The sequence below is a fragment of the Nitrospira sp. genome (assembly GCA_005116745.1).
GTDB lineage: Bacteria > Nitrospirota > Nitrospiria > Nitrospirales > Nitrospiraceae > Nitrospira_D.
Genome location: SWDS01000009.1, coordinates 296,089 through 317,590, shown reverse-complemented (window position 1 = coordinate 317,590; position 21,502 = coordinate 296,089). Strand labels below are relative to the sequence as shown.

The following is a 21,502-nucleotide window of genomic DNA, read 5'->3' as shown; positions in this document are numbered from 1 at the left end:
TTCCTGATAGTACGGCGCTTCCCTGCATGAGCTTCATCACGTGGACGGCGGCAATGCCAATACTGATCGGGCTCTGCCTCTGGCCGTCTTCGGCTCTGTCTCAGGAACTCGTTGTTCCTGGACAGACACCTCCACCTGAAATTCATGAAATCGAATTGACCTATGTCGGCGACCAGTCTGTTCCCAAAATTATAGTGCGCCGTCGACAACCAGCAAATCCTTTTGTGCTTTCTTCCTATCGGCCTTCCGACCCACACCTACCACTTGCAACGATGCCCAGCGCCGGTAACCCCATCGATCTCTGCCAGGCACAACAAACCAGCATGGTCCCTCCTCTCCGAGTCCGCCTCACTCGCAAGGGGACATCTCCCTGCGAGTTTACGTGGTCGCTCCGGACCTCGAATACCAGGTTGGATGCTTTGTCCTTTCACGCTCTCCGAGTGCGTGGAAGGACCTCCAGCCCCTTGCTGATCACGCTGGTCGCCGAATCTGCTGATCAACGGCAGAGCATCGCTGAGGTCGGGCGTGTCGCCGGCCGCTTTGATGTCGAGTTCCCCCTCGCACCGATTGCCCGGCAACTCGATCTTCGACGCCTCACGCAGGTGAAGCTGCTCGTCGAGGATGACGCGGACGTCGTGCTGGAAGAATGCGCATGGATGAATCCAGCGCCGTCCATTTCGCCGAGCCCCTCCGTTGGCTTTTGGTATTGGGATTATCGAACCGCGATACGCAACCCTGCCGGCATGCTCTCCGCGTGCCGGCAGCATCACTGCCGACGGCTGTTGCTCCAAATGCCGGATATGCGAGACCCCGATGAGGTCTGGACCGCCTATGCCGCGCTGTTCCCCGCCACACAAGCAGCGGGTATCGAGTTGCTTGCGCTCGATGGAGCCCCGGACATGATCGACACTCCAACGATTCTGACAGATAAGGTCACCCGGCTCCTCACACTCATCGGCAACAGCAGCCTCCCTGGGATGCAGCTGGACATTGAGCCCTACCTCCTTGAGGGCTTTCCCGATGATGTCACGATCTTCGACCGGTATCTCGACACCATCGAGCGCGTGAAAACAACCCTCGGCGGTCGTGGGCGACTATCGGTCGTTATCCCATTCTGGTTCACCTCGACAATTCATCGGAACCGACCGCTCGCATTTACCCTGATAGATCGGGTTGATGAGGTCGCCGTGATGAGCTATCGAACAGACGTTGAAGAATTGGCGACGATCAGCGAAGACACCCTGCGCTACGGTCGACTACAAGATATCCCGATCTGGCTGGCCATGGAAACGACGCGCCTCCTTCCGGAACGGCATGTCATCTTGCAACGCGAGGATGATCCAGCCCTCGCAAATGGGATACTTGATCCCGTACGGAGGATGTTGACGTTGGGGGACATACCCGCCGTCGAGGCGCACGGGCAGGGCGGGATAGGGTTTCGAATCCACCACGACACGACCATCCAACCTGAGCACCTGTCCTTTGCGGGTCGTACTCAACGCGAAGTCCGCCACGCGATCAACCGTGTGTTTGCCAAAATCCATTCGCCAAGTTTTTCTGGACTATTGATCCACGATCTTCCGGGCTACCTGGGATTGCAAGAATAACGTGCGCACGTTATCCATCGTAGAACGACCATTCCTGACCGCAAGTATTCCGCTGCTGTTCTGCTGCACGCTGTCTGCCCTTGGCGGAGTTGGCAACGCACAGACGCAAACCCGTGACGCGCTTTCCACACAAGGTCTGCTCGAACAGGCGAAACATCTCGAATCCGCCCAGCAGTATCCCGATGCGATCCCCCTCTACCGAGAGGTGCTCCGGCGCGAGCCGGGGAAAGATGACGCACGAGCAGCCCTAGCTCGACTGCTCTCATGGCAAGGCGCTTATACCGAAGCCGCAGACTTATATCGAGAGATTCTTCGGCGGCATCCGGTTGATCTCGATACACGGACCGCGCTCGCGCGGGTGTTATCGTGGCAGAAACACCTGGACGAATCGCGCCCCCTCTACGAGGGTGTGTTGCGAGAAAACTCCCGCCACCCTGAGGCGCTCCAAGGAATGGCGGACGTATTGTTGTGGGAGGGACGCTCGGAGGAAGCACTTCACTACTACGAACAAGCGTACGCCGTTTCAGGCGATGTGGCCGTTGCGGAGCGCATAGCGTCGATTCGGAGCGCACTTGCGGAACAAGGACCGATGTCGCCGGCAACCGTCCCACCACCCGTCTCTGACAGAAAAGCCGAAACGGTCGCGCGAGCACAGGCATGGGAGCGGAATGCCGAGTATGGACCAGCCATCGCCGCCTATCGACAGATCCTCGCAGAGCACCCGGAAGACGATGAAGTCAACGGTGCGCTCGCGCGCCTACTGGCCAGAGATGGGCAATTGGAGCAAGCGAGTTCACTCTACCGAGATATCCTGACGCGTCATCCCACCGATGTCGACGTACAACTAGGACTAGCCCGTGTACGCTCATGGCAGAAACAGTTTCCTACCGCGATCCGCCTGTATGAGGCAGTCCTCCAGCAAGATGGGGAGCATAGAGATGCATTGCGTGGATTAGCCGATACCCTGTTCTGGAGCGGAGCCACGCAGGACGCGCTGGTTCACTATTCACGATTGGCCCAGTTGACAGGGGATCCAGAGAGTGCGGCGCGCGTCAAGGCCATTACTGCCTCAATGGAGGCTTCTCCACAGGCACCGCTCGGCTTACGGGATTCCATCCTACGCCTGCCCTACCGAGACTATGTCAAGTTGGGCTACGGTCGGTTTTCCTATTCGCGAGACATTCCGGATGAGCGGAATATCCTCTTTGAAGCGGCCAAGTCTCTTGGTGCCTATACTGTAATCGCCAGGGTTGAGCCAATCACCAGGTTCGGCTTCCACGACACGCCGCTGTCGGGCGAGTTGTACAGCCCCTTGTGGCGGCGGGCGTGGGGATATCTGGCCGCACAGGGAACGATCAACCCTCACTTTTCACCCAATTATTCGGTCGCGGGAGAGATCACGCAAGGGCTGGGGATCGCTCACCCTATTCTTTCACCGCTGGAAATCTCGTTAGGCTATCGACACCTCTCCTACAAAACAGGTGACAGCGAGCTTCTGATACCAGGCCTAACCATCTTTCTTCCGTTCAATGTATGGCTGACGGAGAAGCTCTATTATGTTCCAGAAACTGGCGCGCTCACCCTCGCCTCTCGTCTGACCTGGCGCCCCACGAATCGCCTGCAGCTCTTTGCATCCGGCTCATTCGGAACATCAGGAGAACGCATCGTGGCCACTCAAGATTTGACACGGGTGAGTAGCCACGCCATCCAAGGAGGCATCACGCTCCCGATCGCCGACCGATTATCCTTGGAAGCCACTGGATATTACGAAGACCGCGGTATTCTGTCCCTACGGCAAGGAGGGAGTTTCAGCATCATCTATCACTGGTAAACGAGCGTGATATCTTGCTGGCAATGTCTTTCGCGTCCTCTCAGCTAAACGGTTCCCATGCTCGAACTCTGGTACCTTATCTCCTTGTCCATCAGTTGCATGATCCTGCTCCTTTTGGCAGGTATCCTTTTCTTCCGAATGAGTCGCCATGCGAAGGAGCGCCGACGGCAACGCGTCACGGAGCTCTGGCAACCGCTGTTAGAACGGTGCCTCGATACCCCCCTCGAAGGATTACCATCACTCACCCCTCCCCAGCACATCGTCTTTCTCTATCTCTGGAATGAACATAGCGAGTCCAAGTCCGAGGCGATCACCACGCACTTGATCCGTATGGCCCAGCACGTTGGCGCCGATCGATTTGCACGAGGCCTCTTGCACTCACGGCTGTTACACCGCAAGATTCTCGCAGTCGTGACGTTAGGTCGGCTGCAAGACCGGTCCGTCTGGAACGAAGTCTGTGCACTGCTGACACACTCGAATTCTTTCTTGGCGTTCCAGGCAGCCCAGGCCTTACTCTGTATCGACGCGCAGGCCGCAATCCCGCTCTTAGTCCCCCTCATCGGCCATCGACAAGATTGGTCCCCTCTCAAAATCGCTTCGATGCTGGGCACGGTGGGACCTGATTTTGCCTCGGAGACGATGGTCCTGGCGGCACGACAGGGGGATTCCATCGTCGCCCCACGGTTGATTCGCCATCTCCCAACTACGAAAAGTCCGCGTGGACTCTCCGCATTACGCCAGTTCCTTCATGAGCACCCTCCGTCAGATGACGTGCTGGCAGCATGTTTGTTCGTATTCGGCGAGTTTCGAGACCCGACCGATCTGCACGTGATCCGCACACATCTTTCAAGCCCAGCCTGGTATGTTCGGGTTCAAGCGGCCACCGCATTGGGCAAACTGGGAACACAGGAAGATGAAGCACGGCTCATTGCGTTATTCGATGATGAACACTGGTGGGTGCGTTATCGAGCAGGGGAAGCCCTGGCAAGCTTGAAATCCATGACGGAAAATACCCTGGAACGATTGCAAGAAACCTTACTCACTCCTGAGGCGCAAGAAGTTCTGGCTCCCGTCTTAGCGAAATTCCGCGCACGCCATGCGCAGCACTCGACCTCCGACGCGACCGGTCCTATTCACCTTGTTTCCACGGAGAAGTGAGCAATGTGGAGCGGCATTGGAAGATTGAGCGTGATGACGGCGGTTGCACTTGGCGTCAGCATGCTCCTCTGGTGGTTGGTGATCGGACATCCGAGCAGGCCGGTAGCAACTCCGTCCGAGACGCCGATGTCGCCGAGAACGGCTGCCTCAGCGTACCAACCGATTCCTATTCAGACCGATGTCTATGCCGTTCCCCCTGGATCTGTCTATCGCATTCCAGGCGTGATAGGACCCGCCACACCCAGCCTTGTATCGCAACCTGAACCAACGCTCCCGTCCCATTATGCCGGTGGTGGTTCGAGTCGTCTCGCGATCTTAGTGACCGATGTACAATCCAACTGGCTAGGACTGGCCCACGGACTCAAGTCGTTCGGGGTGCCGTTTACAGTCACAACCGATCCCTATGAAGCCCTGCGCCATCGCGTGATCATGGTCTACCCGGTATTGTCAGGGCGCGTCTTACCACCCACCGCATTGAAAGCGGTGGTCGCTCACCCACGAAAAGGCGGCACGCTCATCGCCAGCAACATTTATGGTGAGGGCGTGGAGAAGGTATTCGGATTCCAGGAGATTCGCTATGGCCGCGACCACTACGAATTGCGGCTGGCCGTTGCTGCACCACTGCTCGAAGAATTTACTGATCCCGCCGAGCAGGTTCTTCCACTCGGCAACCACGCGAAACACGTGCTTCCAATTGCCACCTGGTCATATAGCGAAACAAAAGAGCCGCCGTTGGCTCGGTATGAGGACGGCAGCGCGGCCATTACTCGACGATCCTACGAAGTCGGTCATGCCTATGCCATCGGCCTGGATCTCGGCCATCTTCTGCTGAAAGGGCACAATCTCCGCGACGAAGGTCTTGCTCGCAGCTATGACAACCGCTACGAGCCGATGCTCGACGTGTTCCTGCGGCTGCTGGCGGTCCTCTATCGGGAAGGTGAGCCCGATGCCGTGCGGCTCCATCCGGTTCCGCGCCATCGGGATCTAGCCGTGATCATGACGCACGACATCAATGCACAGACGTCCATGGCCAATGCCATTCAGTATGCACAGTTTGAAAAGAGTCAGGGCATCGTCGGAACCTACTTCGTACAAACCAAATACATCAAAGATTTTAACGACGAGGTGTTCCTAAACGATCAAGGCAGCAACGATATGGCAGCACTGCACCGGTTGGGCATGGAGCTCGCCAGTCATACGGTGGCACATTCCGAGGTGTTCAGCTATTTTCCACTGGGAACAGGGACGGAGCGCTATCCGGAATATCAGCCCTATGTGAAGACCCGAACCACAACGGCAAACGGATCGGTGTTCGGCGAGCTGCGCGTCGGCAAGTACTTGATTGAGAAGCTGTCCGGCGGGGCGAACGTCATGTCATTTCGACTCGGAGGGTTGTCGAATCCCAAGGCTCTGCCGCAAGCGCTCGCCGCGACGGGCTACCGCTACAGCTCCTCCTGACTGCTAAAATTCACTGACCCTAAAGTGGCCCCCTCTGTCAAGACAGATGTCATCCGAGTTTAAGCTACGCCCATCATTTCAATCGCAGCGGAGCAGCGCTGCCCTGTCCTTCCGCCGACATAATTGGGGATACTCGCCCCACCGCCCTGGCCATCGGCATACACCGTGTTCGGCGTCCGGTTGTCCAGCGACTGGTGCGGGCGCTCTCCGTTGTAGAACGCGAAATATTCCGCCAGGCCAAGGGTCAGCTCGGTGACCGTGCCGTATCCCTTCAGATACACCTCCTCGTACTTGACGCTGCGCCACAGCCGTTCGACGAAGATGTTATCCAGGGCGCGGCCGCGCCCATCCATGCTGATGGCGAGGCCTTCTCGCTTGAGGACGTCCGTGAACACCGCGCTTGTGAACTGCGAGCCTTGGTCACTGTTGAAGATTTCCGGCTTGCCCACGAGGCTCAGCGCGTCCTCTAGGCAGTCGATGCAGAACGACGTGTCCATGCTGTTGCTGATCCGCCAGGCCAGGACCCGCCGCGAGTACCAGTCGATGATCGCCACCAGATACACGAAGCCGCGCGCCAGCCGGATGTAGGTGATGTCCGTGCTCCAGACCTGATTCGGCCGGCTGACCTCGATGCCGCGTAGCAGGTAGGGATAGACTTGATGGCCAGGATGCGTCACGCTCGTTGAAGGTCCCGGGGCCATCCCTGCCAAGCCCATCAGGCGCATCAGCCGCTGCACCCGCTTGCGGTTGACGGCGTACCCCTGGCGCGCCAGATACACGACCATCCGCCGGCTGCCGTAAAACGGTCGCCGCGTGAACTCCTCATCAATCAGGCCCCACAGCAACAGATCCTCCTCGGATTCCTCGCGTGGCGTCTGCCGTCCGTAGAAGGTGGCTCGCGCCACCCCGGCCAGTTCGCATTGCTGCGCGATCGCCAGGACCTCGCCTCGGTCTATCCAGCCCATTCGCGTGTCGCCGCTCATAGTCCGGACTTTTTTTGAGCCAGTCCAGCTCCATCTTCAGCCGCCCGATCTCCCCATACAGGCGCTCTTCGTCGGCATACGCCGCTGGCTTTGGCCCGCGCTTACGGTCGAACAACGTGGCCGCCCTCTCAATAAGCTCCTTCTTCCACTGCCCGACGACCACTGGATGGACTCCGTACTGCTGTCCAATCTCGTTAAGCGTCTTCACTCCTCGCACCGCTTCCATCCCAACCTTCGCCTTGAACTCCGCGCTGTGCACTGTGCGCTTCTTGCCGTCACTCATGCCATTATCCTCCTAGGACAACAGCTTAAACCGGTGTCTCGAATTTGGGGTCCACTTTAGTTTTTGAGTTTCCCATAACCATCGAGGATGAAGCGTTACCCGAGATGGGCTCACGTGTACCAGAGGCCCTTGCTGTCGCGGCCAAAGTCGCACGGTACGGTGGAAGTGTCGTCGTCTTGATCTATCCCAACATCCTGGGTCACAAGATGACTTTTGAAAGGGAGTTTGTCGCAGCGGTGCGGGACGCTGCCTGGTTCGGGTCCATCGGACAATATGGCACCTGGTGGGCTGCACGCAATCGTGTCGAGGTAGATGTTCAGACTCGGGGAACACAGAAAATCTTGTCGGTGATGGCATCCGAACAGCTGGTTGACTTGACCGTGCAGATCCCGAAGACGTGGCGTCTCGCAATGCAGCAGACCCCTGCGCCAATCGAGGCGATAGGCGAGAAGTTTGTGGTACTTGGTGCGGTGCAAGGAACCGTTCGCTTAGTGTTTGACGTTCTGCCTTAGGGAAGAGCAGCCGCAGGGCAGACAGAAGCGGTGTCCGACATGCGCATTGCCTTACGTGTAGGCGGGCAAACAGCTGGCAAGCCTTGGCCAGATCAATCGGCGTGACGAAGTGCTTCGTGTCCTATTTGGCTAGTGCGCGGCAGGTTTCTCTCTCACATTACGGTTGCGTGTTGCCGACCGCGTGGGCACGTTTTGCGTCCAGTTCGGCCCAGCGGGCATAGAGGCGTTCAACGTCGGCCTGGGCAGCATGGAGTACCGTATACCGCTCCTGTAGATCGGCGGGAGAGGAGGCAATGGACGGATCATTCGCCCTAACCTGGCACGCGGCGACGGTCGCCTCTGCTTCTTGGATTCTCGCCTCAATCTGGTCCCATTCCCCTTGTTCTTTGTATGACAAACCTTTCCGTTTGGACCGTCCCCCTTGCGTGGAGTTCCCTTTTGAGCTCTGAGATTTTCTGTCTTCTGGGGTGGTTCTCCCCTGTACGGCTTCCCATTGGGCATAGTCAGCGAACCATTCGGCGCGGCCCGTCCCATCTAGCGCAAGCAGTCTGGTAGACACACGATCCAGCAGCCATCGATCGTGCGTCACGAGTACGAGCGCCCCGGTGAATTCCAATAGGCTGTCTTCCAACACATCGAGCGTGGGAATATCCAAATCATTCGTGGGCTCGTCGAGGATCAAGACATCCGCAGGCTGAAGCATTAACCGGGCAATGAGCAACCGCGCCTGCTCTCCACCAGACAAACGAGAGACCGGCAAATCCAGTTGCTCCGGCTTGAAGAGGAAGCGCTTGGCCCATGACACGAGATGCACAGACCGCTCTTGATAGACGACCGCATCGCCACCAGCTGGAGCGAGAGCCCGCCGTAACGTGGCTTGCTGGTCCAAGGATTCTCGATGTTGCTCGAAGGTCACCACGCGCAGCCGGTCGGCGCGGGTGATGGTTCCGGCATCAGGCGTCAACGTGCCAGCCAGGAGTTTGAGCAATGTCGACTTGCCGCTCCCATTCGGACCCAGCAGTCCAACCCGCTCGCCCGGCCCCAGTTGCAGATCCAGATTGCGTATGATCAGTTGCGCACCCAACGACTTCCCCAGACCGATCACCTCGATCAATTTCTTGGACCGTCGTCCAGAAGCGGTGAAGTCGATCCCGGCCGGCCCCTTCGATTGCCGAGACTCCATATCATTCAGTTCGTCAATAAGCCGGCCAGCCGAATCAATCCTGGATTTGGCCTTGGTCGTACGAGCTTTCGGCCCTCGCCGAAGCCATTCCACTTCCCGACGAACTCGATTGGCTAACGATGATTGATAGTCGGCCTGCGCCTGCAACGCGGCGTCGCGCTGCTCCAAAAACTCGCTGTACCGCCCCTTGGCCTCAAAGAGACCATTGGGGTATTGGCGGTTCAATTCCCAGACTCGCGTGGTGACCGCTTCTAAGAAGCGGCGGTCGTGACTGATAACGATGAAGGCATGGGGCTCAGCCTTCAGCAGACCTTCAAGCCAGAGAATCCCCTCAACATCCAGATGGTTGGTCGGCTCGTCCAGAAGCAGCACGTCTGGTTCCAGCATCAGCGACCGTGCGATCGCCAGCCGTTTCTTCCATCCACCCGACAGCGTGGACACCGCCTGATCAGCGCGGACAAACCCGCCAAGACTGAGGGCCCTGGCAATGCGCCCACCCTGCTCATGGGGATCCAGCCCGTCATCGAGCAGCACTTGGGCCAGGGCATCTTCAACCGAATGACCCTCCACAAACGAGGGCTCTTGCGGCACATAGCCGATCCGGAGCTGCCGTCGAACAGATCTGGTACCACGATCCGGATCCTCAATCCCGGCCAGAATCTTGAGCAAGGTAGATTTCCCGGACCCGTTGGGCCCGATCAGTCCGACATGATCGCCGTCGCAGAGCCCAAGCGACAGGTCGGTGAACAAGGGCTTCACCCCGTAGCTCTTTCCTAGGGATTCACAACTGAGCAGCATGGCCGGTGGCATAATTGGTAAGCAGTGTAGCCGATCATGGGGGGCAAACGGGGATTTTTGTTTACGACCCGATGAGGCACGTCAGCTCGTGATAAGGCCTATCGACCGGTGTGGTTGGAATGTTCAGAGGGAGGCCCAACTATCGCAGATCAGTCTTCTCACCAAGCGGCACCGCCACCGGAGGCGCCGACGAACGTTCAGGGTGCAAACCTATCCTATAGGCTCATTCTTCCGCTTGGACTGCCCGATTGAACGTAGATTCCGACTACCTCATCAGATGACAAAGAACGGCTGATTCCAGATCTGTCAGGGTGTGTGCGCATTTCCACAGGCCAATCTGACCATTGCCCTGTCTGGTCCAGGACAGGCTGCATATGCGGAGACAGTGCTCCGCGACGAGTGCGGACCCCGTTCACCAACCCCCCCCACCAATTGCGAATCCGTGAATAGAGCCTGCCTTTACCGGAACTCATATACTTCATCCGTTGGGCCACATCACGAAACCCTGGATCTCCTTTGCGGATCCAACCGTACACCTCAAGGCTTTCTGCCCAACGGCCTAACGATTCCAACGTCTGCCCCAGTTGGTAGAGGATATGGTGTTGTTCGACGGGTGAGACCATAGGCGACATGATCGCTTGTCGAAATGCCGCGACCGCTTCTTCCTGCTGGCCAATGGCTTTTAAACACAGGGCCATAGGCACATACGCTTTCCCCGCATATCGAGCGTCTTTGGCAACTGTTTGAAAATCATCGATCGCTGGATGGAACATGCGCAACTCCATGAGCACCAACCCTCGTTCATAGAACTCGGATGAAGACATCTGTTGAAGCATGCGGGCTCCTCCGTGCATGGCAATATACCACAGGGGCTACGTAGATATTCTGGCAAGAACGGTGCCCTGAGAAATCCAATCGCAGGCTCATGATTTCAATAACTTACCGTCAACAACACGAAGAAGGTGTAGGGAATTTGCAACGAAGTGAAGTGATCCGCACACACTGGCTTCCCATCGATTCGTAAAACGAACGAGGTCTCAACAGAGACTGATTCCGTCAGAAGAATGAGAATGTGGCAGAATCGCAGCTGCACGCGGCAGTCTGTCGCTGCCCATTCCTCATGCACAGTACGGAACAAGTTCTAGGTAGATCTCTGATCTTCGAAAGCACGGAGGAGATCGGACACGGAAAGAACCCCGATAATGGTCGCGTCGGCGGTGACGGGCAAGTGGCGAATTCCCTGTTTCTTCATCAGCGACATGGCATCGGCTAAGGACTCGTCTTCCTCGATCGTGATGAGCGACCGACTCATACAGCTGGCGACGGTCGCCGTATTGGGATCGAGCCCTTTGGCCACCGCTCTGCGGATGAGATCGGAATCGGTGATGATGCCGATATAGCGGGACCCGTCGTCCACAATTAGCGAACCGACCTTGTGCTTCTGTAACAATTGTCCGCCCTGTTTGATCGTCGCGTCTTTATGGATGCTCCGCACATCATGGGACATATAGTCTTTGACAAATGCAGTCTCGATTCCCTTCCCCGTCCTCGTGGCGTGCAATCGACGACGCAATTCAAGATCGGCCAAGCAGCTTTCCAGTACGTGTCGTCGCTGATGGAGACTCTCCCGCTCGATATTATGGGTTCCGCTTTCTTGGGCTTCTTCTGGCAGGATGGCCGATTCCCCTGTTTTCGCATAGAAATACGACTCGGATTCATCCGAGGCTGCGCCGAATACCTGGCCGATCAATTCTTCCGCCGCTTCGTCGAAATCTTCAAGCGACGCCGACCCTCGCTTACGTGAGAGAAAGGGTTGAAATTTGACGAGCTGCTGTTTAAACCGCTCGACATACCGATCGAGAATATCACTCCGTGTCAACCCTGTACGAACTCGTTTCGGCATTGAATCCCTCCTCGGTTGTGAACAAGAGAATACCCTATACGAAAAAGATGCTCAAAAAAGGGCAAGCAAGATACGGCCCCTATCACCCGCAGTTGATCATACCGAGATCATTCCATACCAATGTCGCGCTTGGAGTTAGAACTCAAGCGGCTAATCGGTATACCTTCGACTTCACATGATGACACGGTTCTTGTCCACCAAAACCCACAAGGAATTTGACTGTGAGCACCCAGGCGTGTGCGTGCTACAAGTGATGGAATTCTCTCGTCAGATAGGTACCGGCCGGTCGAAGCCCGGCTACATTGAAACAGAGAGCTGGCAGCCTGTCGAAGAACGCACTGTCAACCACACCTTCTGGAAAGCAGCTTACCGAAAGCCCTACTCAACCACCAGGCCTCTTGCGGCCCCATTCCACGCCCTCCCCCACTAGACGTCGTAATAGAGAAAAAATTCGTACGGATGCGGACGCAGACGCATCGGATCGATCTCCTTGCTCCGCTTATAGCCGATCCAGGCCTCGATCAGATCCTCGGTAAACACCTCACCCTTGAGCAGAAACTGATAATCCTTCTCGAGGTTGTTGATCGCCTCATCGAGACTCCCGGGCATGGTCGGAATGCTCGCCGCCTCCTTGGGGTCAAGGTCGTAGAGGTCTTTTTCTGCCGGCTCACCGGGGTTGATCTTATTCTGAATACCATCGAGCCCTGCCATGAGCATTGCAGAAAAGGCCAAATACGGATTACAGGAAGGATCGGGAAATCTCACTTCAATCCGCTTGGCTTTTGGGCTAGGGGAATACATGGGAATCCGGACACCGGCCGACCGGTTCCGGCTGGAATAGGCCAGCAGCACCGGCGCTTCGAATCCCGGCGTGATGCGCTTGTACGAATTCGTCGTCGGATTCGTAAACGCCGCCAGTGCCGGCGCATGCTTCAGGATGCCGCCGATATAATACAAACAAAGCTGCGAAATCCCGGCATAGTCTTTCCCGGCAAACAGGGGTTTTCCATCCTTCCAGATACTCTGGTGCGTATGCATGCCGGACCCCGCATCGCTGAACACCGGCTTGGGCATAAAGGTCACCGTCTTCCCATGGCGACGCGCCACGTTTTTGACGATATACTTGTACAGCATCATTTTATCCGCGGTCCGCACGAGCGTGTCGAATCGAATATCAATCTCAGCCTGGCCGGCCGTGGCCGTCTCGTGATGGTGCTTTTCCACCTCAATGCCGACCTTTTCCATCTCCAACACCATTTCACTCCGGATATCTTGCTGGGTGTCAGTCGGCGCCACCGGGAAGTACCCTTGCTTATGGCGGATCTTTCCCCCCAGGTTGACTCCCTCTTGCCCCATGTTCCAGGCGCCTTCTTCCGAATCGAGATAATAGAAGCCGCTGTGACTGGTTTGATCGTATCGGGCATGGTCAAAAATGAAAAATTCGGCTTCTGGCCCCCAGAATGAATTGTCGCCGATCTTCGTACTCTGCAGATACTTCTCCGCCTTTTGGGCAATATATCGGGGATCGCGTTCATAGTTTTCGCGAGAAATTGGCTCCACAACATTGCCGGTCAAGCTGAGCGTCGGCACCGCGGTAAACGGATCCAGGCACGCCGTGGCAGGATCCGGCACAAGTAACAAGTCGCTGTTGTTAATGGCCTTCCAGCCGCGGATCGACGATCCATCGAGACCGGACCCGTCTTTGAACAGGTCTTCCGTCAGCTCGCTTATGGGAATGGTCATATGCTGCCACACGCCGGGCAAATCCACGAATTTCAGATCCACCATCCGGACCTTGTTTTTTTTCGCAAACTCCAACACCTCGCGCACATTCATACTGTTCCTCCTTTGAGAGATCCTCCGCGATGATGTTCTACCGCTTGGACCTTACCGTCACAGCGCGGTTTCGCCGGTTTCACCCGTCCGAATGCGCACAACATCAGTCAATTCTCGCACGAAAATTTTCCCATCTCCGATACTACCAGTTTTGGCCGCGCCGGTGATGGCCTCGATCACCCGAGACACCTGGGCATCCGTCACCGCGACCTCGATTTTCACCTTGGGGACAAATTCGATCGTATACTCTTGGCCTCGATACGTTTCCTTGTGGCCTTTCTGACGCCCAAATCCTTTGACCTCCGATACCGTCATCCCCTGGACACCGATTTCCAAGAGGGCATTCTTGATCTCTTCGAGTTTGAACGGTTTGACGATGGCCTCAACCAGCTTCATGTCGATGCCTCCCCTTGCCCAACCAGCTCAGCAACCTCTGACGGCTCTCCGATGAGGCTCCGTTGAGAAGCGGAGCCCAGCCAACCGGGGAGCCATCATAGCCCATCCTTTCCTATCACTCAACGTGGAAATCGTCCAATGTAGCTAGCACATCATCTGTCCGGTTTTTGTAGCACGAGAAGTGTCCGGTTTAGGGTGGTCCTCCGAAGGAGGGCCACGATGACGCGGGCAACCGTCCTACAGGAGGTACGACAGATGCGATTTGAGGAGCTGTACGAGCGGCGACAACGGCGGGAACTGACGATGGCGGAGGCCGCGGAGATGCTGGGCGTCACGGAGCGGACGTTTCGCCGCTGGGGTGATCGCTATGAAGCTGAGGGGACGGCGGGCTTGCAGGATCGGCGGCTGGGCCGCGCGTCGGCCCGCGCGGCCCCGGTCGACGAAGTCTTGCAGATGGTGACGCTGTATGAGAGTCGCTATACCGGCTGGACGGTGAAACACTTCTATGAGCGTTGGCAGACGGAGCATGGCGGGAGGCGGTCCTATACCTGGACCAAGAGTCGGCTCCAAGCGGCGGGCCGTGTTCCCCGTGCCCCTCGTCGCGGCGCGCATCGCAAAAAGCGACCGCGCAAACCGTTACCCGGGATGATGCTGCATCAAGATGGCTCGACTCATGAGTGGGTGCCCGGCTGTCAGTGGGATCTCATTGTGACCATGGACGATGCAACCAGCGAGCTGTATTCGGCCTTCTTCGTCGACGAAGAAGGCACCATGAGCAGCTTCCGAGGGCTGCGGGACGTCATTGAGACCACAGGCCTGTTTAGCTCTCTCTATACGGATCGTGGATCGCACTACTGGTACACCGACGCGGCCGGAGGGAAGGTGAATAAGAGCCGGCCGACGCAGGTGCATCGGGCCTTGCAGCAGTTAGGCATCACGTTGATCCCCGCCTATTCGCCAGAGGCGCGGGGGCGGTCGGAGCGCACCTTCCGCACGCTCCAAGATCGGTTGCCCAAAGAATTGGCGCTCGCCGGGATTACGGACATGGCAGCGGCGAACCGGTATCTGCTCACCACGTTTCTCCCTGTCTACAATCAGCGGTTTGCGATGGCGGCGGCCGAACCGGGCACGGCCTTCGTCCCATGGATCGGGACGAACCTTGCGGAGATACTCTGTGTGCAGGAGGAGCGGGTGGTCGCCAACGACAATACGGTGCGGTATCAAGGCCGGAGTTTGCAGATTCCACCGGATGCGCACCGGTTCCATTATGTGAAGGCCACGGTCCGGGTCCATGCGTATCCGGATGGAAGCTTGGCGGTGTTTCATGGCCCGCGGTGCTTGGCGCACTACAATGCGGAGGGCCAACTGAGTGATTCCACGGCTGGGGGCAGACACCAGAAGGACTCGACCCTGCGGTCACGCAACCGCCCGATCGTCGCTCCTCGGGCAACTGCGCGCGAAAGAATTTCGGTGTCCCCCTGAAATTCTGGGAGAACGAATACCGGACAGATCATGTGCTACAAAAACCGGACAACTTAACTTGCTATCTACACGTGGAAATCGTCCAATTTCCAGGAAATGGCTCGAACTCTTGTGGGCCTGCACTCTGCGCATCAGATGGGGACAGCAGAACACGCCAGGGGAAAGCATCCAGGCGCTTCGCGCCTATCCAGAATCATTGGATACGGGCTTGCGTGACATCTAATGATTAGGGAAAAAACCAGTTGGGTCTAATCCGGCGTGATCCGATAGCCGTTCGTAATCGGCATCCGTCGGTCCTTGCCCAAGGCGCGGTGCGTGATCTTGACACCTAGAGGTGCCTGACGCCGCTTGAACTCGCTAGCATCCACCATCCTAACCACGCGCGAGACCGTTGCGCGATCGAACCCTGCCTCGACGATGTCGGCGAACGAGCGGTCCTCTTCGACATACGCCCGCAGAATGGGATCGAGCACCGTGTACGGGGGAAGGGAATCTTCATCCTTTTGATTCGGCCTCAACTCGGCGGTCGGCGGTCGGTCCAGGATGCGCGCAGGAATCACCGGCGACGGACCACGTGCATTGCAGAGCCTCGCCAGGCCATAGACCATCGTCTTTGGCACATCCTTAATGACAGCGAACCCGCCGGCCATATCGCCGTACAACGTCGAGTACCCCACGCTCATCTCGCTCTTGTTCCCCGTGGTTAATACCAAATGTCCGAACTTATTGGATACCGCCATGAGCAGATTGCCGCGAATGCGAGCCTGGAGGTTTTCTTCGGTCGTATCTGCAGGGCGGTCGGCAAATGCGGGTGCCAATGCTTGTCGATAGGCCTCACATGTCAGCGCAATCGGGATGGTCTGTACGTCGATGCGGAGACACCGCGCCAGTTCCACGACATCCTCTTCGCTTTCCCGTGAGGTGTACGGAGACGGCATGAAGACGCCGAGCACGTGTTCGGCGCCAAGCGCATTCACCGCAATGGCCGCGGTCACTGCCGAATCTACACCGCCGCTCACTCCAATCACCACTCGGGTAAATCCATTCTTGCGGACATAGTCTTTCACGGCCAGTACCAGGGCCTGGTACACCGCTTCGATCTCCTCTAATGGCGCTGCTATCGCTGGCGCGATTCGAGTCCGCTTCTTCTTTTGGATCGCCGCGCCCTTCATCACGAGACGATCGACGGCCAAAACAGCTTTTCGAGTCCATGCCGTTTTTTGTCCATACGTCATACGCCCGCGTGACACGGCTTCCACGTTCACATCAGCCACCAGCAGCTCTTCCCGAAACACATGGCCACGGGCGACCACCGTGCCGGATTGATCCAGGATCACACTGTTTCCGTCGAAAACCAGCTCATCTTGGCCACCGACCATATTCGTATAGGCGACAATGACTCCGTTGTCCCGCGCGCTCGTCGCCAGCATCTGCTCCCTCGAACCACTGTTACCGATATGAAAGGGAGAGGCATCAATCGTGACGATCACCTCGGCGCCGACCGCTGTGTAGACAGAGATGGGCCCTTCCCGCGACCACATATCTTCGCAGATGGTCACCCCGATGGTCGTTCCGTTGACGAGAAGCATCGGGAGTCTCCCTCCAGGGAGAAAATACCGGCTTTCATCGCATACTCCATAGTTGGACAACTGCCATTTACTGCAACTCCCGACTATCTTGCCATCGGCAATCACTGCGGCCGCATTGTAGAGCGCAGGCCGACCGGCTGAGCGCATCGACGGCCGGAAGGAATGTGGATCGCGTTGGTCTCCTTGTCTCACGTACCCGACCACCGCAACGACCCCGCGACAAGCCTGGGCGATCTCGTTCAGAACCCGTACGTTCTCTTCGACAAACTGCGCCTTGAGCAGGAGGTCTTCGGGAGGAGAGCCAGTAATGGCCAGTTCAGGGAATACGACGAGATCGGCGTTGACCTTCTTCGCGTCTCGGATCCAGGTCGTAATACGGTGGAGGTTCCCGGTCAGATCCCCGACGGTCGGGTTCATCTGTGCCATCGCGATACGCAACGTCCGCATAGAACTCCGGTGAAACTAGCCTATCCCCGCTGTCCGATCGCGCGCGACACAGGAGAAAGATTCATCTCGACTCCGCTCGGTTGGCAAGTAATCCGTGCTTAGGCATGACTCCGCGGAGAAGCTCGTGAAACAGCATGCCACTGCTTAAACATCTGTTTGTCAATCGGCCCGATCCGCACCTGCCCAATACGTTCGGGCCACACCCCGATGACCCGCCCTCCTGACACCTTCTTATCATGCAGCATGGCCTTCCATATGCTCGTCGAGGTCCACGGCGGCATACGGTCACTCAACCCTGCCTCCGTTACAAGGCGACGAATCGAGTCCACCACTGCACGAGAACAGATCTCCTGAAAACAGGCGAGTTCGGCTTCCTGTACCAATCCAATCCCCACCGCTTCTCCATGGACAAGCGACTGATACCCCCCCAACGATTCAAGCGCATGTCCGAGGGTATGCCCATAGTTGAGGATTCTCCTGCGATCTGATTCTCGCTCATCTGCGGCCACCACCTCGGCCTTGATCTCACAGGATCGCCTCACCACGGTCGCGACGATACCGGGCGCTTGCCTCCGTAACGCAGGCATGTACCGCTGTAGATAGGCGAAGAAGGACTCGTCCGCAATGATTCCGTATTTAATGACCTCGGCCAGTCCGGCGACGACTTCCCGAGCGGGCAACGTATGCAGCGTCAATGGATCGATCCAGACGGCGCGCGGTTGATAAAACGATCCGATCAGGTTCTTCCCGAGCCGATGGTCGACACCCGTCTTTCCTCCGACACTGGAATCGACCTGTGCCACAAGCGTCGTCGGTACCTGAATATAGGGAATACCACGTTGGTAGATCGAAGCGGCAAACCCGGCCATATCACCCACGACACCTCCGCCGAGTGCCACGACCATCGACGACCGCTCAAACCGATGACGCGCCAACACGTCGAGGATCTGCTCCACCGTCTTCAGCGTTTTTGACCGCTCTCCGGGAGTCAGAATGATCGGAATGGGTTCAATCCCGTACCGCTTGATCGCCTCCAGACTACTCTTGAGGTAGTGCCGAGCGACGTGCCGATCCGTCACAATGGCAACTTTCCCTCCTACACCGTGCTCCTTCAATCTCTTACCAAGCCTCGCCAACAGTCCGGCCTGAATCACAATCTCGTAACTTCTTTCAGATAGGGAAACGGGAACCGTGAAGATTGCAGTCATTTCGTCGTCCTGAAGAATCTGGCGGAGTAGAACGGCATGTCAGATTTGTATTGCGATCGTACGTGAACCATCCACCGGAAGGCCATCGTATCACAGCCTCGGCATGACTAAAAAGACGGTTACGTTCCGCGCTGAGTGCTCACACTGTGGGTGGGATTACCGCAATCTCTTCGGGATAAACAGAAGAGCCTGATGATACCTTTCAGCATCATCAGGCTCTTGGTGAGCATGGAAATAAAACAGTCCTTAAGTCTTGATAATGCTTGGTGTAAGGAAAATGAGTAATTCTTGTTTCGAGACTGATTCGGACTTGTTCTTGAACAACCACCCAAGAACCGGCATACGAGATAGATAGGGAACGCCTTGAACATTGTTGTTTTGGCTATCGACAAAGACTCCACCAATCACCATGGTTTCGCCATCTCGAACGACCACCTGGGTGTTTGCCTCCCGTCGATCGATACTCGGACCGGCCGGATTGCTTCGTGCCCCGACAGCATTTCGTGTTGCTCGCACACGCAGCATAATTCTCTTTCCATCCTCCTTTGGATCACGAGAGGTGATCTGAGGTGTGACATTCAACTCCAAGTTTGCATCGACAAATGTCGTTTGCGTTCCCTGTAAAGATGTTGTCTGAAAGGGAATCGATTCGCCCTGAGAGATCTTCGCTTCGCGCTTATCCAATGTGGTGATCTTCGGCGCTGCGATCACCTTACTTAACCCGAGCAACTCTCCGGCTGAGAGCCGCATATCCAAAGCGAAGTCGCCGCCGAGTTTTCCAAATGTCCAGCCGATCGACGGGACAGCCGGCAAGCCACCGACCTGAGCCGGCAAATTCACCAGAAAGCTTCGATCGATCGTACTCCCCCCCGTCCCGGCTATCTGCCCAAATGGGCCAGTAATATTCGAGAGGGCAAAGAAATCCGTGGGTGTGCGATTGCCCGCCTGGAAGCCCCATTGAATCCCCAGGCCTCTCGCATACACGGTATCGGCTTGGACGATGCGCGCCTCAATCTGAACCTGAGGAACCTCGAGATCAAGTCCCTCAACCAGCTGCTTCATGACAGCCAATTTGGATTCGGTATCTCGCACAACCAACGCATTACTCCCTGCATTAAATTGCATGACGCCCCGTGGGCCCAAGGTCGGCCGCAGTGTCATCATGAGCTCCTGAGCCACGATGTGCCTGATATAAAAAACGCGGTCGACGAGTTCTTCAGCCTTCGTCTTCGAGTCTTTAGCCCGGGCTTCCTCATCCTGCTGCTTGGCAATATTTGCCAGCGAATCGATCCACACAATACTCCCTTGACGAATCATACCGAGCCCATTCATCTTCAATAGCATATCCAGGGCCTGGTCCCACGGCACACTGACCAGCTTCATGGTCACTTTCGACTTGACCCCTTCCCCAACAACCATGTTGAAGCCCGAGACCTCGGCAATCAGTCGAAGGATGTTGGTGATGTCGGCCTGCTGAAAGTCGAGCGAGATCCGCCGACCGACAAATCGCGTTTGCCCTGCCACGATATCATCGGATCGGTCGTCCTTTTCAGCGGGAGCACTTTCTGCAGCCATCTGGACGCGCTGCACCTTGAACTGAGCCTGCGCGGGGCCGATCATTCTCGTCGCCCGTTTGACTACACGACTCCCTGGCTCGAACAGCGCCCTACGAGCCTGGGGATGAGATGAGCTCATCTCTCCACCATCACTGTGCGCAGCGACAACAGTCGGCGTTTTCCGTTCGCTCGGCTTCAGAGTGATCAATACCTTATTATCCTCTCGAGTCAGAGAAAACACCGGGCGTTCGGACACATCGAACACTAGCCTGACCTTATCAGCATGGTGGCCCACTCTGATTTTCTTGAGCAAGTAGTGGTCGGCCCGTACCACCGATCGCCTCAGGGTGGACGATACGGCAGGAATATCGACGATGAGCCGTGACTCATCCAGAAAGTTGGCCTCTGGAAATAGTTGGCCATCTCCGGCAACCACAACGGTCACCACATCCATTTCGGGACGCACCTCGATGGCAGTCACGGCCTGTGCCAGCAATCGTGTCGTGGCCATTTTGACCCGCGTGACATCACCCTGATGTATCCTGCCGATCTCTTCGGCCACTGCGGACCTCTGGGTACATATGGTCAGAGCAGTGAGCGACACCCCCAAGGCTCCGATGAAACATCCAGCAGTCAGGACATTATCTGCACGAAATAGTGGTTTCATTCTGAGCCCTCTTTGGGATGTAGAAGCTTGACATGTTCTCGCTCCTGCTTCTTGCCATACACATCAGTGAACCGTTCCTGGACAATGATGCCGCGCTCGGTCACGGCGCTGACCACTCCATTATTTTGCCCGACCCTTGTGCCCCGTCGAACGGTGTACCCATAGCCATCCGGGGTCTGGACCATCCCGGTATAGCCGTATGCCCCCCATACAATGGCAATAAGATTGAGCTCCGTCAGGGTCACGCGTTGCAAAGGTGGAAGAGTTGAATCCGTCTTCCCCGGCTGAAGCTCCTGGATAATCGGTGCAAATGGGTCTCGACGACCGGAAGGGTCATACCCACTCCCAACCACACCGTCTGGTACGGACAACTGAGAAGGCACCGGGGTGTCCCCCCCAGAGGATGGCGCTTCTATAGTTTGCGGGGCGGTTCTTGGAATTTCAGGCACAGCAGGCACCCTGAGCGCATCTTGCCTCATCGGAGCGATCATCCCAGGAACGGGGGGAGACTCGGCCTGTGCACCAGTGCGTCCTAAAAGGATGACACACACGCACACCACGTTGGCTCCAATGGATAGAGTATATTGTCTAGGCTTCTTCCTCAT

The 21,502-nt window shown here is 56.9% G+C and carries 15 protein-coding genes and 1 pseudogene; 6 read left to right on the top strand and 10 right to left on the bottom strand.

Features of this window, described 5'->3' with window-relative positions; genetic code table 11:
• Window positions 1–53: 53 nt before the first annotated feature.
• Genes E8D52_14745 through E8D52_14730 form a run of 4 tightly spaced genes read left to right on the top strand, consistent with a single transcriptional unit; the run spans window position 54 to window position 6,054 of the window.
• Window positions 54–1,607, top strand: coding sequence for a hypothetical protein (locus E8D52_14745; protein TKB66933.1), 1,554 nt, complete (start codon window positions 54–56; stop codon window positions 1,605–1,607).
• A 1-nt stretch (window position 1,608) separates the two neighbouring features.
• On the top strand, window positions 1,609–3,438 hold the full coding sequence (locus tag E8D52_14740) for a tetratricopeptide repeat protein (protein TKB66932.1): 1,830 nt from the start codon (window positions 1,609–1,611) through the stop codon (window positions 3,436–3,438).
• Between the two features lie 57 nt (window positions 3,439–3,495).
• Entirely contained in the window at window positions 3,496–4,596 is a 1,101-nt protein-coding gene (locus E8D52_14735; protein TKB66931.1) for a HEAT repeat domain-containing protein, read from the top strand.
• Between the two features lie 3 nt (window positions 4,597–4,599).
• Complete coding sequence (locus E8D52_14730; protein ID TKB66930.1) at window positions 4,600–6,054, top strand: hypothetical protein; 1,455 nt, start codon at window positions 4,600–4,602, stop codon at window positions 6,052–6,054.
• A gap of 59 nt (window positions 6,055–6,113) precedes the next feature.
• Here the strand turns inward: E8D52_14730 and E8D52_14725 are convergent.
• A protein-coding gene (locus E8D52_14725; GenBank protein TKB66929.1) for an IS3 family transposase occupies window positions 6,114–7,320 on the bottom strand; the annotation gives its coding sequence in 2 pieces (ribosomal slippage) (window positions 6,114–7,053 and window positions 7,052–7,320; 1,209 coding nt in all).
• 104 nt (window positions 7,321–7,424) lie between these two features.
• On the opposite strand from E8D52_14725, the gene E8D52_14720 reads away from it, so the two are divergent.
• A complete protein-coding gene (locus tag E8D52_14720; protein TKB66928.1) occupies window positions 7,425–7,832 on the top strand; it encodes a hypothetical protein in 408 nt (135 codons plus the stop codon).
• A gap of 157 nt (window positions 7,833–7,989) precedes the next feature.
• Here the strand turns inward: E8D52_14720 and E8D52_14715 are convergent, their stop codons facing one another.
• The 5 genes from E8D52_14715 to E8D52_14695 all read right to left on the bottom strand — a co-directional run bounded on the left by E8D52_14715 (window position 7,990) and on the right by E8D52_14695 (window position 13,948).
• On the bottom strand, window positions 7,990–9,825 hold the full coding sequence (locus E8D52_14715; protein TKB66927.1) for an ABC-F family ATP-binding cassette domain-containing protein: 1,836 nt from the start codon (window positions 9,823–9,825) through the stop codon (window positions 7,990–7,992).
• 203 nt (window positions 9,826–10,028) lie between these two features.
• Window positions 10,029–10,649 (bottom strand): tetratricopeptide repeat protein, encoded by a 621-nt coding sequence (locus tag E8D52_14710; protein ID TKB66926.1) that lies wholly within the window; start codon window positions 10,647–10,649, stop codon window positions 10,029–10,031.
• A 305-nt stretch (window positions 10,650–10,954) separates the two neighbouring features.
• Window positions 10,955–11,716 (bottom strand): CBS domain-containing protein, encoded by a 762-nt coding sequence (locus E8D52_14705; GenBank protein ID TKB66925.1) that lies wholly within the window; start codon window positions 11,714–11,716, stop codon window positions 10,955–10,957.
• A 426-nt stretch (window positions 11,717–12,142) separates the two neighbouring features.
• Window positions 12,143–13,552 (bottom strand): type I glutamate--ammonia ligase, encoded by a 1,410-nt coding sequence (glnA, locus tag E8D52_14700; protein ID TKB66924.1) that lies wholly within the window; start codon window positions 13,550–13,552, stop codon window positions 12,143–12,145.
• 57 nt (window positions 13,553–13,609) lie between these two features.
• The gene (locus E8D52_14695) at window positions 13,610–13,948 is read right to left on the bottom strand and encodes a P-II family nitrogen regulator (GenBank protein ID TKB66923.1); all 339 of its coding nucleotides are present in this window, start codon (window positions 13,946–13,948) and stop codon (window positions 13,610–13,612) included.
• A 255-nt stretch (window positions 13,949–14,203) separates the two neighbouring features.
• Between E8D52_14695 and E8D52_14690 the strand changes: the two are divergent.
• Window positions 14,204–15,316 (top strand): annotated as a pseudogene (locus tag E8D52_14690) (ISNCY family transposase).
• Between the two features lie 362 nt (window positions 15,317–15,678).
• Here the strand turns inward: E8D52_14690 and E8D52_14685 are convergent.
• The 4 genes from E8D52_14685 to E8D52_14670 all read right to left on the bottom strand — a co-directional run bounded on the left by E8D52_14685 (window position 15,679) and on the right by E8D52_14670 (window position 21,502).
• Window positions 15,679–17,466, bottom strand: a complete 1,788-nt coding sequence (locus E8D52_14685; GenBank protein TKB66922.1) for an NAD+ synthase — start codon at window positions 17,464–17,466, stop codon at window positions 15,679–15,681.
• 98 nt (window positions 17,467–17,564) lie between these two features.
• On the bottom strand, window positions 17,565–18,665 hold the full coding sequence (locus E8D52_14680; GenBank protein ID TKB66956.1) for a 3-dehydroquinate synthase: 1,101 nt from the start codon (window positions 18,663–18,665) through the stop codon (window positions 17,565–17,567).
• 255 nt (window positions 18,666–18,920) lie between these two features.
• Window positions 18,921–20,897, bottom strand: coding sequence for a type IV pilus secretin PilQ (gene pilQ, locus E8D52_14675; protein TKB66921.1), 1,977 nt, complete (start codon window positions 20,895–20,897; stop codon window positions 18,921–18,923).
• Window positions 20,894–21,502 carry a hypothetical protein gene (locus E8D52_14670; protein TKB66920.1) on the bottom strand — a complete coding sequence of 203 codons (609 nt, stop codon included), beginning with the start codon at window positions 21,500–21,502 and terminating at the stop codon, window positions 20,894–20,896. The genes pilQ and E8D52_14670 overlap by 4 nt, the downstream gene beginning before the upstream one ends.

Coding starts and splice junctions, on each gene's coding strand:
- E8D52_14745 (TKB66933.1), top strand. CDS start 54: ATGCCAATACTGATCGGGCTCTGCCTCTGGCCGTCTTCGGCTCTGTCT.
- E8D52_14735 (TKB66931.1), top strand. CDS start 3,496: ATGCTCGAACTCTGGTACCTTATCTCCTTGTCCATCAGTTGCATGATC.
- E8D52_14730 (TKB66930.1), top strand. CDS start 4,600: ATGTGGAGCGGCATTGGAAGATTGAGCGTGATGACGGCGGTTGCACTT.
- E8D52_14720 (TKB66928.1), top strand. CDS start 7,425: ATGGGCTCACGTGTACCAGAGGCCCTTGCTGTCGCGGCCAAAGTCGCA.
- E8D52_14715 (TKB66927.1), bottom strand. CDS start 9,825: ATGCCACCGGCCATGCTGCTCAGTTGTGAATCCCTAGGAAAGAGCTAC.
- E8D52_14710 (TKB66926.1), bottom strand. CDS start 10,649: ATGCTTCAACAGATGTCTTCATCCGAGTTCTATGAACGAGGGTTGGTG.
- E8D52_14705 (TKB66925.1), bottom strand. CDS start 11,716: ATGCCGAAACGAGTTCGTACAGGGTTGACACGGAGTGATATTCTCGAT.
- glnA (TKB66924.1), bottom strand. CDS start 13,552: ATGAATGTGCGCGAGGTGTTGGAGTTTGCGAAAAAAAACAAGGTCCGG.
- E8D52_14695 (TKB66923.1), bottom strand. CDS start 13,948: ATGAAGCTGGTTGAGGCCATCGTCAAACCGTTCAAACTCGAAGAGATC.
- E8D52_14685 (TKB66922.1), bottom strand. CDS start 17,466: ATGCGGACGTTGCGTATCGCGATGGCACAGATGAACCCGACCGTCGGG.
- pilQ (TKB66921.1), bottom strand. CDS start 20,897: ATGAAACCACTATTTCGTGCAGATAATGTCCTGACTGCTGGATGTTTC.
- E8D52_14670 (TKB66920.1), bottom strand. CDS start 21,502: ATGAGGAAGAAGCCTAGACAATATACTCTATCCATTGGAGCCAACGTG.